At 47.0% G+C, this 13,679-nt stretch carries 10 protein-coding genes; 1 reads left to right on the top strand and 9 read right to left on the bottom strand.

Annotated elements, in window-relative coordinates; translation table 11 throughout:
• Positions 1–390: 390 nt before the first annotated feature.
• The 3 genes from P1P86_12600 to P1P86_12590 form a co-directional block, all read right to left on the bottom strand.
• On the bottom strand, positions 391–1,632 hold the full coding sequence (locus tag P1P86_12600) for an NAD(P)/FAD-dependent oxidoreductase (protein MDF1576019.1): 1,242 nt from the start codon (positions 1,630–1,632) through the stop codon (positions 391–393).
• A 116-nt stretch (positions 1,633–1,748) separates the two neighbouring features.
• A complete protein-coding gene (locus P1P86_12595; protein MDF1576018.1) occupies positions 1,749–2,069 on the bottom strand; it encodes a hypothetical protein in 321 nt (106 codons plus the stop codon).
• A gap of 262 nt (positions 2,070–2,331) precedes the next feature.
• The gene (locus P1P86_12590) at positions 2,332–4,791 is read right to left on the bottom strand and encodes a glycoside hydrolase family 2 TIM barrel-domain containing protein (protein ID MDF1576017.1); all 2,460 of its coding nucleotides are present in this window, start codon (positions 4,789–4,791) and stop codon (positions 2,332–2,334) included.
• 124 nt (positions 4,792–4,915) lie between these two features.
• On the opposite strand from P1P86_12590, the gene P1P86_12585 reads away from it, so the two are divergent.
• Positions 4,916–6,811 carry a hypothetical protein gene (locus P1P86_12585; GenBank protein ID MDF1576016.1) on the top strand — a complete coding sequence of 632 codons (1,896 nt, stop codon included), beginning with the start codon at positions 4,916–4,918 and terminating at the stop codon, positions 6,809–6,811.
• 8 nt (positions 6,812–6,819) lie between these two features.
• Here the strand turns inward: P1P86_12585 and P1P86_12580 are convergent, their stop codons facing one another.
• The 6 genes from P1P86_12580 to P1P86_12555 form a co-directional block, all read right to left on the bottom strand.
• The gene (locus tag P1P86_12580; GenBank protein MDF1576015.1) at positions 6,820–8,184 is read right to left on the bottom strand and encodes a serine hydrolase; all 1,365 of its coding nucleotides are present in this window, start codon (positions 8,182–8,184) and stop codon (positions 6,820–6,822) included.
• Between the two features lie 36 nt (positions 8,185–8,220).
• Positions 8,221–8,763, bottom strand: a complete 543-nt coding sequence (locus P1P86_12575; GenBank protein ID MDF1576014.1) for a hypothetical protein — start codon at positions 8,761–8,763, stop codon at positions 8,221–8,223.
• 89 nt (positions 8,764–8,852) lie between these two features.
• Positions 8,853–9,305 (bottom strand): heme-binding domain-containing protein, encoded by a 453-nt coding sequence (locus P1P86_12570; GenBank protein MDF1576013.1) that lies wholly within the window; start codon positions 9,303–9,305, stop codon positions 8,853–8,855.
• An 11-nt stretch (positions 9,306–9,316) separates the two neighbouring features.
• The gene (locus P1P86_12565) at positions 9,317–9,697 is read right to left on the bottom strand and encodes a heme-binding domain-containing protein (protein ID MDF1576012.1); all 381 of its coding nucleotides are present in this window, start codon (positions 9,695–9,697) and stop codon (positions 9,317–9,319) included.
• A 30-nt stretch (positions 9,698–9,727) separates the two neighbouring features.
• Positions 9,728–12,790: an ATP-binding cassette domain-containing protein gene (locus P1P86_12560; GenBank protein ID MDF1576011.1), complete on the bottom strand. Its 3,063-nt coding sequence runs from the start codon at positions 12,788–12,790 to the stop codon at positions 9,728–9,730.
• Positions 12,791–12,824: 34 nt separating this feature from the next.
• The gene (locus tag P1P86_12555; protein MDF1576010.1) at positions 12,825–13,658 is read right to left on the bottom strand and encodes a hypothetical protein; all 834 of its coding nucleotides are present in this window, start codon (positions 13,656–13,658) and stop codon (positions 12,825–12,827) included.
• Between the last annotated feature and the right edge of the window lie 21 nt (positions 13,659–13,679).

Below are 13,679 nucleotides of genomic sequence, written 5' to 3'. Positions count from 1 at the left end.
TGATTTTGTTGATATCCACTGAATCTGAGAAATCCACAGATGCATCACAGTTAAATTCGTGTAAAACCACGGAAAATTGTTTATAACCACCTATTTTTGAGAATAGACTGATTAGTTACGGATTATGTACTTTCCTTCTGCACCCATAAAAACCTGTATCCCCTGCACTTTGTCCTGATCGACGAGCAGACCAGGGATGTGCTGTATAATAACGAGCAGGACAAGTATCTGGAATCAATCGGGCTGGGATTTGATGTTGCCAAGCCGATAACCATCCGGGTAAACGCAATAGCCAGATTGTCCACCGATGAGGAGATCAAAGATAAAATCGGATGTATGGGATTGTTGATTCAGTATAAAAATTATTCCAGAAAAAAGGTGGAGTTACAACTATAATCCGGAGGACGACCTTCCGGCCAGCCATCCGGTAGAGTAGGCAATCTGCAGGTTATATCCACCCGTTTCGGCATCCAGATCGATCATCTCTCCTGCAAAATAGAGTCCCTGCACCAACCTGGATTCCATGGTTTTTGAGGATATCTCGGCTGTTGGAATACCACCTGCGGTAATAATGGCTTCTTTAAACGAACGATGTGCCTGGATTTTAAACCGCAGGTCCTTCATCAGGTTCCGGATCGCCTTTCGCTCTCCCGATGAGATCTGATGACCCTCCTTGGCCGGATCAATTCCAAGGGTATCCAAAAAAACCGGAATCATGGAGGCCGGCAGCCAGTTTCGAAAGAGATTGGTAATTAATTTTTTCCCTGAAGCATTCAGATCCCGAAGCAGGCGCGTATCCAGTTTTTGCTCATCCAGAGCGGGCTTCAGATCGATTGATACCTCCACCTGACTCTCCTCACGCAATGCATCAACCACCATCCTGCTGAGCGTAAGTATAACAGGGCCCGAGAGTCCGAAATGAGTAAAGATCATCTCTCCGAAATCTTCTGCTCTTTTCTTATCATTCACCCAAACCGTGGCCCTTACATTTTTCAGGGTAAGGCCCTGAAGCTTCCGGGCCATATCCCCTGTAGTTTCGAGAGGAACCAGGGCTGGTCTGACCGGCGTAAGTGTATGCCCCGCTGAACGTGCCAGTTCATATCCTTCCCCATTCGATCCGGTGGCCGGATAGGATTTCCCTCCGGTGGCCAGGATCACCCTGGGGGCCCGGAATTCCTGACCGTCGGACTGAACACCCTGAATGACCCGGTTTACCAAAATCAGTTTTTCGACCCTGTGCCCACAACGGATTTCCACATTCAGCTCCTTTAACCATCTCAGAAGCGCCGATAACACATCTGAGGAATGGTTACTGGCAGGAAAGTATCGACCTCCACGTTCGCAAATAGTCTCCACTCCATATTGATGAAGCAGCTCCAGAATCTCTTTAGAAAAAAATTGTCCGAAAGCAGGACGAAGAAAGCGGCCGGAAGGATGGACATGCCTGACAAACTCCGTGACTTCTGCATCGTTGGTAATATTGCACCGGCCCTTCCCGCTTATTAAAAGCTTTCTGCCCTCCTGCCTCATTTTCTCCAGCACAAGCACCCTGGAACCTCTCTGGGCCGCACTGCCTGCAGCCAGCAAACCGGCAGGGCCAGCCCCCACCACGAGCACATCATAATTATCCATAGCCCTCAAAGTTGACTTCTCCCGGTGGCAGAAAGTTCAGGTAATAGCTTCCCGCATAAGCTCTTCAAAAGAGATTTATGCAAAAATAATTTTTCTGAATGATGAAGCAATGCCGGCTACTCATCCTGCCTGGTCAAATCCAGATCAAAGGTTTGTCCTATCTGGGTAAATGAACCATCGATGCTCCCGGCATCAGTGAGTTTTCCCGTAAATACAAAATCAAGTTCCCCTATTTTATTGCTTAACTCCTTCTCTGAAAAGGTAGTGGCATCAGTCGCTATCCCAAAGGCGTTCTGATCAGGACTATCCAGGGTAGTGTTGAAGCCGTCGTCTGCAGCCTCAATATGGAATACAATCCTTAATGTTATTGCATCGCCCTGAGGAGGCTCAACTGTGAATGCTCCATTCCAGGTTCCAATGATATCCTGCCCATACATGGCTCACACTGCCAAAAACAGAACAAGAATTGTTGTTACTTTTTTCATAATGGTGGTATTGATACAATGATAAAGGTAGAGCATAATTCGTATTGAAAGCAAATTTTATGCATGGCTTTGCCAGAGAATCCAGGTATCCGGGCAGAATTCCTGCATTTCGGTCCAAACGGACCATGCTTCATAAACAACTATGGAACCCTGAGCAGATCCAGTGGATGAGCCAATGGATAAATGAGGGATTTTCCGATTTGTAATCATTGCTTTACTCTGCATGCAGAGTGAGCCTGGCTGGCTTCAGATCTTCCGATGAGACTTCCACCACAATTTCTCCGGGCTTGCCGGTCGATCGGAGTATCACCATGCCTTTACCTCTGAACAGGTCAAAAACCTCGTCGGTAAAACTTCCCTGGTGTTCTGGACTGGCATTGCCTGCTGCCATCAGGAAGACCGGACCGGCGACATCCACCCTGAGCTCCGGTTCATGATTAAGAACCGACTGGCCTTTAACATCCAGAGAGCTTACATTTATAAATACCAGGGAATTCCTGTTTGCAGCAATCTGATCCTTTTCAGCCTCCAGAAACAATTCACTGGCATCCCCCGAAGTAAGCAGTATTTTGGTCTCCATCTCCTTCCCTCCCTGAATACCAATGGCCTTTAGTTCGCCGGAAGCATAGGGCAATTCAAATTCTGCTGTGTAGCGATCTGCCGAGTCAAGGGTTTTGCTCCCAATAATTACTCCGTTCAGTTCCAGTCTAACTTCCGGGAAGGAAGAGTAGACTTTTACTCTGAAAGCCTTGCCTTCATGCCCCTTCCAGTTCCAGTGAGGCAACTCATCATGCCAGCCCCAGTTACTAAGCCAGGGTTCCTGCCCTTCCGGAACAGGCGTCGAAACCAGTATCTCCAGTTTGCTTTCACCCCAGAGCACATCCCTGTAAAGCGACTGAGGCTTTTTATTGCCAAGAATGTCCAGATCTCCACACCAGGAAACATACCAGGGCCAGGGCATCAGAAAGGTAGGTTCCCTTTCCATATCCGGATCAAAGAAATAATCATGTCCTATTCCCGATTCACCGATATAGTCCATGCCGGTCCAGACAAAATCTCCTGTAACCCAGGGATGCCGCTTCACCAGTTCCCAGTTTTCCCAGGCATACTTTGGAAAGGTTTCTGAACCATATATTATACGTTCTGGAAACTTCGCATGATCGGGTTCATATTCCGTGAACTGATAATTATAACCGCTGATATCCAGCATACTGAAAGCTCCTTCAGAATAGTCCCATTCTCTGCCGGGCTGGTCCCAGAAAGCACAAACCGCCTGGGTAAGGGGCCGGGTATCATCCACTTCCCGGATGGCCTCAGAGAGGATTTTCCCGATCTCTATGCCTTCCGGGTCGGCCCGCTCCCTAACCTCATTACCAAAACTCCACATCACCACACTGGGATGGTTCCGGTCGCGATACACCATGGCCTGAATATCCCTGATATGCCACTCCTTAAAATAATTGGAGTAGTCGTTGGGACGTTTTGCTTCCTCCCATTGATCGAACGATTCATCAATCACCACCACTCCCAGCTCGTCGCAGGCGTCCAGAAAAAACTCAGAAGGCGGATTGTGGCTGGTACGGATGGCATTATACCCGTTCTCCTTCATCCGCTTCACCCTCCGGTATTCGGCGTCTTTAAATGCCGCCGCACCCAGCAGTCCATTGTCGTGGTGCATGCAGGCTCCTTTCATCAGGAGCTCCTCTCCATTTAGCAGAAATCCATCATTCGCGCTGTAAGCGATGGACCTGATTCCAAAGCGGGTGCTATAAGAATCAGTCTCTTGGCCAGCTTCCAGCAAACTTACCTCAACCTGATACAAACAGGGTTCATCGATGGTCCACAGGTATGGCTGATCCAGAAAGCCAGAGGCAATAAGAGTCTCTTTCAGGCCCGGACCAACAATAAGTGTATCGGTTTTCCAAACAAATTCTCTGTTATCGGGCGAATGAATCAGGATCTCTCCGCTAACCTCCGCCCCGGTCCCTCTGCGATTGGAAACCTCTATCTCCATATGAATGGAAGCCCGGTCAGCTGACACTTCCGGGGTGGTCACATACACCCCCCATGGGGCCATAGCGAGAGAGTGAAGTACCGACAATTTCACAGAACGGTAAATACCCGCTCCGCTGAACCATCTGGAGTTCTCCCCCGGATTTACTGTCTTTACCGCAATCACATTCTTCTCCCCCGGGGGCTTCAAAGCCGGAGCGATATCAAAGAGAAATGGGGTATATCCATAGACATGTTCCCCGATAAAAATGCCGTTGACCCATAATTCCATGTGGGACTGTACCCCATCAAAAGAAAGCATGATCTGTTTATCCCCGCTGTCCCCGGGACTTACAAATTCCTTTCTGTACCAGGCTGTCCCGTTCCGGAGGTACCCCACATCCACCCCTCCCGGCAGATTCTTATAAAACGGACCCTCGTGCAGGGAGTCCTGAAGCTCATAATCAAGGATGCTCCAGTCGTGTGGAAGATGTACCGGAACCCACCCCGGTTCATCCCCTCCGGCAAAGGGATCACTGATATCGCCCATATGGAAATACCAACCGGCATTGAAATCGGCATCCCGAAAACAGTCGCTCCCCGCATGCCTGACACAGGATAAAAGAGTAAGAACAGAAACAATGACAAGCACTTTAATGAGGGAAAGATTATTTGGTCTCATTACAGCTATTTAAATTCACTTGTTTCCATGCTGCAAAATAAGCAAATATGCACCCGCCTGCAAGGTGCATTTGACTTATGGCCTTTCTTATCGTAAATTGCAGATGACTAACTCCTCTGCTTGAATGAAACGGCACTCGAATCAGCCATTCCGCTTCTGGAAAGAACTAAAGCGGCGCGGAGTACTCAGGGTCCTGACCATGTATGCTGCCACTGCTTTTATAATTATGGAAGCAGCGGATATCATGTTTCCCAGGCTCGGACTTCCTGACTGGACTGTCACTTTTATCATTATTCTGCTTATTGCAGGCCTCCCAGTAGCTTTTGTGCTGTCCTGGGTATTTGATATCACTCCGCAAGGCCTGGTCAAAACTCCAAAGCTTGAGGAACAGGAAATCACCCGGGCTTCCGGAGTACCCGGGAGAAGAAAGCTCAGGCTGAGTGATGTGGTGATTGTGCTGCTTCTGGGTATAGTGCTGGTTTTAGTATACCCGAAGTTTTTTGGCAAGGGCCGTTCAAAGCCTGAACGAGGAGGAATTTCCATAGCCGTGTTGCCCTTTAAAAACATGACAGGCGACACTCTTTACAACCTGTGGCAGGGCGGCCTTCAGAACCTTCTGATTACTTCGCTGTCAAATTCAGAGGCCTTGTCGGTGCGTCAGTATGAAACCATGTACAACATTCTTGGAGAAGAAGCCGGATTAAACTATGCATCTCTCACACCCGCCGTGGCGGGCGAGGCTGCACGTAAAGCTGAAGCCAATACAGTCATTATTGGAAACATGTACAAGTCGGGAGATAAGATCAGGGTCACCTCAAACATTATGAATCCAGAATCTGAGGAGATTTATAAATCTTTTGAACTGCAGGGGGCAAGGGAAAATGATTTTTTTGTCCTGGCCGATTCTCTTTCACATCTGATCAAGGACTTTCTGGAGATAAGGAGTCTGAAAAGTGCAACCCATTATGAATTAAAAAGCGTTTTTACACAATCGCCCGAGGCATATAGACTTTATCTCCTGGGGGCAAATGCCTATGCACGGCTTGATTATCCGGAGGCTATTGAATACTTCAGTAAAGCCCTGGAAACAGACAGCGGATTTGTCTCGGCCATGTTAAAAATAGCCTACTGCTACGGGGACACCCGGCAGGCGGTACGGTCAAAAGAGTGGGCCTACAAAGCCAATGAACAGATCCTCCGGCTAACTCCTGATATGCAATTACAGGTAAACGCTCTTATTGCCACTGTAGAAAAAAAACCCGTAGAACAGGTTTATTACCTGGAAGAATACCTGGCTATCCATCCCCAGGCCATGATCAAGCATTACCAGCTGGGATGGGTCAAATTTAATATGGAAGAGTGGAAAGAAGCGATTCATGCTTTTGAAAAATGCCTGGAACTGGCACAAAAACAGGAGGTGCTGTCCTGGTCCTGGACCTATTCTTTGCTGGGCAATGCCTATCACTATGTTGGGGCACATAAGAAAGAACAAAGGATCTATGAAAAGGGGAGAGAGCTCTGGCCACAGCAAAAATCCACCTTCGATTACTGGCAGGCCGTTTGTGCCACTTCGCGGGGCGACAGCATCCGGGCAAAATTCTATCTGGACGAGATCCGGAAAATGACAGAACAACAGGGCTGGCCCGAGGCTAACCTTTGGCTCTGGTATGCAGGTGTTTACGATTGGGCCGGATCCTATGAACAAGCGGAGTATTACCACCGGAAGGCTTATTCAATGAGATCAGATAATCCCATGGTCATAGGCGAGTTTGCACACTTCCTGATCGCCCGGGATATTAAGTTGGAGGAAGGCATGAACCTCATCATGCCCCTGGTGGAAGAGTATCCGGAAAATGCATCATACCAGTACACTTACGGGCTGGGACTCTATAAACGTAAGGAGTATGAGAAAGCCAGGGAGGTCCTTCAGAAATCCTGGAGCCTGAGAGCCTATTACGATCATAAGAATTTTGTTCTGCTTAAGGAAGTCGAGGACATCCTGGACAGAAACCAGGGCTGATTGTAAGATCAGGCTGGCAGTGTGGCAATGATATCCCTCAGGAAATCATTCAGCGAAAAATTGCCCAGGCTAAATCCCATGCGCACCACAACCAGTTTTTTGGATGGAATCACATAGACCCGCTGCCCCAGGAATCCATCTGCAAAAAACAGATCATCCGGAACATCCACCAGGGCATTCTCTTGATCCGGTTCCTTCAGCCAGAAAGTCCCCGCATACTGTCCATCCGATGCTGGTGCAGCTGTTGTCATATATTCGACCCACTCCGGGGTCAGAACCGTATCCCCTTCAAAGATACCCTGATTCAGGAAGAGCATTCCAAAACGGGCCCAGTCCCTTGTAGAACCATAACTATAGGAGGAGGCCACAAACAATCCACTGGCATCGGTCTCCACCACGGTATTCAGCATTCCTATGCGGTGAAAAAGCCTGGTATAGGCATAACCATGGTATTCATCCAAATCCCCGATAGCATCTCTGATCAGGCCTGAAAGCAGGTTGGCATCCCCCGATGAATAGTTCCAGTAACTGCCTGGCTTATGGGCCAGTTCACTGTTAAGCACCGAAGAATACATATCATCGCTTTGCATCAGCATCACGGTGGCATCAGAAATGGTGAAGTAATTTTCCACCCACTCCAGCCCGCTGCTCATATGAAGGATGTTCTCCACACTAATTTCTTTCCTTTCATCTCCGGCCCACTCAGGGATGCCTGCAGGTTTGTGAATGTCCATTCTGCCCTCCTGCACCAGGGCCCCCGTCATGGCTCCGATGACTGTTTTGGTCATCGACCAGCCATGAAACCTGGTCCAGGCATCATAGCCCTCCAGATAGTTCTCCCCGATCAGTGCATTATCATATACCACCGCAACACCCAGTGTTTTTTTGAATGGCTCCTCTCCCGGATCATCAATGGCTTTATCAAGTATTTCGCTTAATCTTTCATAATCTACCCCTTCCGGACTGTTTTCGCGCAATACATCACCCAGGGGCCAGGGAATGGTATCCTGGCTGTAACCCGGATCCGGAATCTTAAATGAATCTGCCATCAGCTCCTCTTCCGGCTTCTCCAGAACTATCACAGCTCCCAGTCCTTCTCTGAAAACGGCCTTACGCATGGCCAGGCCAAACACCCGGGCAGTAACCGATTTCTCCTCATAATCGATCTTACATCTGGCCAGGCTGATGGGGAAAAAGGATAAATCCTCCAAAGCTACCCGTCCGGGGCTTTTATCTGCCAGGAACACACTGGAGCACATCCCTTTGGCTGCAAAAGCCGTTATTATTGGCAGCCTGGGCCAGGCAAACCAGCTTAGTACAAGGATCAAGGCGATTAAAAGGATCCATAGTAATCTTTTGATGTACTTTTTCATAAAAGCCAGATTTATATAAACTTCCGTTCAGGATCTTTAGAGGGGATTGGCTATAGCTGTGGTTTCAAAACCATATCTGAGTTCAATGGTCACATTCCCCTTATTACAGGAACCAGTTGCAGAAATCGTAAATTCAATCATATCATCCAGAATATCATCCAGCACATCCAGGGCAGCTTCGTCAAGGGTCAGAGCAGCGCCCACTTCAACAACCCAGTCTGAAGGGATCGAAATGACCAGGCCGGGATTCTCCTCATTGTAAATCAGAAATTCTGTTCCTGCCCGGAGTATAACATCTGAAGAGTCTACCGCCAACACCTCAAAAGTCACATTAGAGGTTCTGAAGCCGGTGATCTCGTCTTCATAGTCATAGAGATCATCATTTAAAAGCTGGACGGTAACAGATTCATTGAATCCATAATCTTCCGCAGATTTCAGTTCATTCTGATCCGTAAGAATGGAGAGCTCACCTTCAATGGTAGTATCGACTTCCACATCAAACCAACCCTTGATCTTTTCGCAGGAGCTCAGGCCGACTGTCAGCACAATCAGTAAAAATATTCCTACCGCGTTTCTCATAATATTTCGTATTGGTTTCTATTCGATAAATGTAATCTCAAAACAACCTGCAGTCAAACAATTAACATATTACTTCAAGCGTATTTTTACTACTCACGCATCACTTTCAGGGCCTCCTCTTCTGTCCAGTTGCAAAGGATATCGAGGTCTTTCTTTTTAAGCCTGGCTTCCCTGTGCAAGATCTGATAGCTTGGAAGAGGCATGCTTCCAGCCTCCACAACCTCACAGGTCTTTACCAGGAGACCGATCCGGTCGGCTTTGCCCATAGTACCGTATTCACTGAAATTCAAATCTGCCTTACCCCTATTTATATGCCCGTTCAGATACCATGACACCGGGGAGATCTTCTGGTACCACGGATAAGCCGTCTGATTGGAATGACAGTCATAACAGGCATTCCTGAGCAGGGTCGCGATATTTTCAGGGGCCGATACCACAGAAAGCAAATCCTTTTCCGGCTCGAAAGCTTTCTGATTAAGTTCTGGTCTGAAAAACTGCAGGACTACCAGCAAGACAATCAATCCTGTCCCAAAAATCTTCAAACTCCTCACCTTTAGTTACCCTGAATCAGTTTCTCCAACTCCTGCCCGGTCCATTCACACAGCAACTTTTTCTGTTCCTCTGTAAGCTTGTTGTCCGGTTTTTGCTCCAGGTATTTTTGAGGTGGCATCTTCCCCTCTTCCACTACCTTGCATATTTCTCCAAGCAAAGCAATCTTCCTGGTCACCCTGAAGCCTTCCCACTCTTCAAAATTAACAGCCTTCAGAGCCTTTTCTGCATTAGCACCAGTGTAGTGGCAATCATAACAGGACGTTTTCAGGATGGTTGTGATTTCATCCGGGAAAGCATTTTCTGATAGACCTTCCGGACTGAATGACTGGAAAGCCAGGAATAGAATTCCGATGGCAAAAATAAGAACGATCTGCTTCTTCATAGTATTCGATTTATATGATCCATGCAAATTTCAGAGACCCTTGCGTAATTTCCGGATCTGGTTCCAGTTTACAAATCTTCGCAACAGGTCATAGACCAGTGTCATATAGAAAAAAACTGCCGACAACCAGATAGCAATTAGGTTGAACCAATAAGAATCCATGGACAGGGGGCCCATCCTCTTTACAGGGGCAAACAGATGTGCCCGTCCTGCCCTGGACTTTGGAACCTGGTAAATGGGGGCAATTTTTCGGACCAGGTGATTGTTCCACTCTGTAAGCAAGCGGGTATTGTCCATCAGCAGATCCTCAAGTCTTTTATTGGTGTATTTCTTTCTCATATAATTAAACGCCTCCTCACCACCCCACTCTTCCATCAGGTCCAGGGCGCGCTGATCCTTCAAACGATCTGCTTCACTTTTCTGCCTCATAAAAACTTGCCTGGCCCTTTCCAGGGAATCCATGGCCGCCGCATACACCTCCTCTGTAAACCCTTTTAAACTAAAACCTTCCACCGGTCCAAATGATGCGACTGCCCCCAGCTTACTTAACCCGGTCAATTCGTTCCGGACCAGTTCCAAATCCTCAGCATGCAATTCGGGAACAACTCCACCCGGAGAATGATACCAGATGATATTGAGCCTCTGTTTCACTTCATTAACCAGGGCGGCCTGGTAGGATGCATTGACCCTGGCCTGGTCAATCTCAAAAAACTCACGGGTAAACCGGTTTCCCTTGAACTGATGCACGGCCACAGCCTCATAGGCCCACTTGGAGGGCATCAGCTCCCCTATAACAGGAACATACTCAGGATTATCGTACAGCTTATTCAAGCTGTCAAAAGGAATCAGCACCCCACTGAAGAGCAATTGCGGAACCAGGATAAAGGGAATCACAATAAAGGCTGTGGATACCGAATTGAGACCTGCCGAAATATTCAAGCCAATAATATTGGCCAGGCAGGAAACGGTGAAGAAAACAGCCCAATAGTGAAAGAACATCCCGCTGATCTCCAGAATCAAATTTCCCACCAGCACAAATGAAAAGGTCTGGATGGCAGAAATCAGAAACAATACAAGGATTTTCGAATGGAGGTAACTGAGACGACTGAGATGAAGAAAAGACTCCCGTTCCTGTATCTTCCTGTCCATAAAGATTTCCCTTGCACTCACCATCAATCCCATGAACATGGCGACAATAACCCCGATAAACATATAAACGGGCAAATTCATATTTTCACGGAAAACATAGGCAGCAGTAGAGGATTCATCATCCGTAAAACGGGTAAACCATGCCGTGACCAGGGCGAGTAAGGGCGCCTCCAGGAAATTGATCAGTATATACTGCCGGTTAGTCAGTTTACGGAGTATATTCCTTCTCAGGAAAATGGTAAACTGCTCAAAAGTGCCCGGTATTTGAAAATCCCTGGCAGGCAGAGGCTTCTTCTTGGTTTTGATCTTCTGCTTCGATTCAATCCTGTCCAAATAAATATCATACCACTCCTCCGGAGAAACCTTCCGTTCGCTGGTCACCTTGCCATATTCATCGATCTGCTTGGCTTCTACCATCTTAAGAATCTGCTCCGGCATTACATTTCCGCAGCTTGCACAATGACCCACATCGGCATTCACATAATTACTTAGCTCCTTAAAGTAAGTGATGGCATCAATGGGATTTCCTTTATATATAACATGACCCTCTTTATCTATCACCAAAAACCTGTCGAACAGCTTGTAGATCTCAGAATGGGGTTGATGGATATTCACAATCACCAGTTTCCCTTTCAGAGCCTGCTCCTTCAAAAGAAACATCACCTTCTCTGATCCTACGGATGAAAGGCCGGAAGTTGGTTCATCCACAAAGAGCACGGCTGGCTCCCTGATCAGCTCCAGGGCAATATTCAATCGTTTTCTCTGTCCCCCGCTGATATATTTATTTAATGGATTCCCAACTTTCAGATGTTTGATCTCCTCCAGATCCAGATCCACCAAAACCTGGTTCACCCTCTTGCGCAGCTCCACTTCCGAAAGGTTACTTAAACAGAGTTTTGCATTCAGATAGAGGTTAGTAAACACGGTCAGCTCTTCCAGGAGCAGGTCATCCTGAGGGACAAATCCGATGATCCCCTCTATGTCAGACACATCTTTATGAATATCATAGCCATTGATGGCTATTGTACCCGACTGCGGTTTCAGTTTTCCACATAGTATATTAAGCAGGGTGGATTTCCCCGCCCCACTTCCTCCCATAATTCCAATCAGGTTGCCTGATTCTTTGCTGAAGCTGAATTTTCGTATTCCTTTGCTGCTATTCTTAAACCTGTACTCAATATTCTGAGCCTGAAAGGAGATTTTTGCGAACTCCTTGGCATGATGGAAATTTCTGGAGATATCACTGTAATAAACAGGGCTGATCAGGGATCCCGTGATCAAGGATCCATGTTCCAGCAGCTCGATCCTGTCGGGAATGATAGGCTGGCTGTTCAGGAAAAGATTCATATTTCCCACGTAGCGGAACACAAAGGTATCAGTACTTACATGGTGCAGGATCGAAATCCTTCCCTCCAGACCCTTCTCTCTTAAATGTCTGATTCCCTCAATAAAGGGGGACTTCATGCTGTCGATGATCAAGATCCTTTCCTTTTCAATGGCATCACAGGTATTCAGCACAAAATTCTTGGTATTATCGTGCTCCGTCCTGGAGATATTGAATGAATCGGCAATAGTCCTGATGAAGGCCAATTCCTTATCCGTCATCACATCATCTTCATTGATGAATTCAACCAGCCTGAGGAAAACAATGAATTTCTCTCTTTGCAGCAGGCTGCTATTGATCTCCCCGGTAATATATCTCAGCTTCTCTGTATCGGAATGGGTCTGTCGCTGATGTACGATACCACCGCCAAACAGAAGGGGATGGTGTATTTCCAGGTAATTATCAAAAACAACCAGATACTTATTGATCAGGTTGGTTTTCAGGTGTTGCCTGAGAAAAGACTTTACGATTGCCCTGGCTTTGAAAGAAACACCATCTTCTGATACGTTAGCTATTATTGCAAACAGCTGTAACAGCGCATTTAATACGGCCTCTTTCATTATGTCTGATCAACCCGTGGAGGCTGATTCTGTACTACACGATACTGTTCCGCAATGCAGCTATGGATTCTGAAATAACTTTCAGCTGCTCCTCTGTCATAAGATCTCCTACTCCCTCAAACAGTTCCTGAATTTCAGAAAGGCTCTTATACAAGTCCTTAACTTCGTCCACATTCTTGACCGACTCCAGCAGATCCACCAGCTCATTCAGTGACTTCTTCTGCTTGGCCAGAGCCTCCAGCAAAGAGGTATTGTCAATGGCTTTCTTTGCTACATTGGTGGTGATATAAACCCCTTCGATCCAGCTGCCGACAACGACCAGCCTTGCTAAAACATCCTGCTCATTTTCAACCAGATAATTCCATGTGTCATTAAAAGATTCTGTGACAATCTGTATCAGGGAATCACGATCATCAATATTCTTCTCAATACGCTCGGCATAGGAAGTATTAAAGGTGGTGGAAATCCCCAGATCGTCGATTAAAGTTTTTGATGCCTCCAGGTAGTTCATGGTCCCCTGCTTCATCATATAGGTGGTCGCATAAGCCAGGTCGGTGGCATAAACACCCAGATTAAGCACTTTATCCCGCTGTGTGATATACTCACTGGCTTTTTCAGGGCCGTTGGAAAGAGAAAGTATATAGGGTGCTCCTGCCTGGTAAATACCTTTTGTGATATCGTAGGAAGTGGGAACCTCATAACCGGAAAGCTCCTCTACCACATCCCCCCTGGGCTTTAGTTCCTCAACGGCCGGAGTCTCCTTTTCCAGCTTTTTTTGAGTTTGCTTACATCCGGAGAAAAGAATCAAAGTAGTGGTAATCAGTCCGATTACAAAAAACTTTGATTGTTGATACAGTGCCTTTTTCATGTTGAAAGGATTTAATTTGTT

It is taken from the genome of Bacteroidales bacterium (assembly GCA_029210725.1).
GTDB lineage: Bacteria > Bacteroidota > Bacteroidia > Bacteroidales.
Note: the sequence above shows the minus strand (reverse complement) of the source record. Positions and strands in the feature narration are given on the sequence as shown.

What these genes read in the sequence shown, in the direction of transcription:
- P1P86_12565 (MDF1576012.1), bottom strand. Translation starts at nt 9,697, where the DNA reads ATGAAGAAGCAGATCGTTCTTATTTTTGCCATCGGAATTCTATTCCTG.
- P1P86_12575 (MDF1576014.1), bottom strand. Translation starts at nt 8,763, where the DNA reads ATGAGAAACGCGGTAGGAATATTTTTACTGATTGTGCTGACAGTCGGC.
- P1P86_12560 (MDF1576011.1), bottom strand. Translation starts at nt 12,790, where the DNA reads ATGAAAGAGGCCGTATTAAATGCGCTGTTACAGCTGTTTGCAATAATA.
- P1P86_12585 (MDF1576016.1), top strand. Translation starts at nt 4,916, where the DNA reads ATGAAACGGCACTCGAATCAGCCATTCCGCTTCTGGAAAGAACTAAAG.
- P1P86_12555 (MDF1576010.1), bottom strand. Translation starts at nt 13,658, where the DNA reads ATGAAAAAGGCACTGTATCAACAATCAAAGTTTTTTGTAATCGGACTG.
- P1P86_12580 (MDF1576015.1), bottom strand. Translation starts at nt 8,184, where the DNA reads ATGAAAAAGTACATCAAAAGATTACTATGGATCCTTTTAATCGCCTTG.
- P1P86_12600 (MDF1576019.1), bottom strand. Translation starts at nt 1,632, where the DNA reads ATGGATAATTATGATGTGCTCGTGGTGGGGGCTGGCCCTGCCGGTTTG.
- P1P86_12590 (MDF1576017.1), bottom strand. Translation starts at nt 4,791, where the DNA reads ATGAGACCAAATAATCTTTCCCTCATTAAAGTGCTTGTCATTGTTTCT.
- P1P86_12595 (MDF1576018.1), bottom strand. Translation starts at nt 2,069, where the DNA reads ATGTATGGGCAGGATATCATTGGAACCTGGAATGGAGCATTCACAGTT.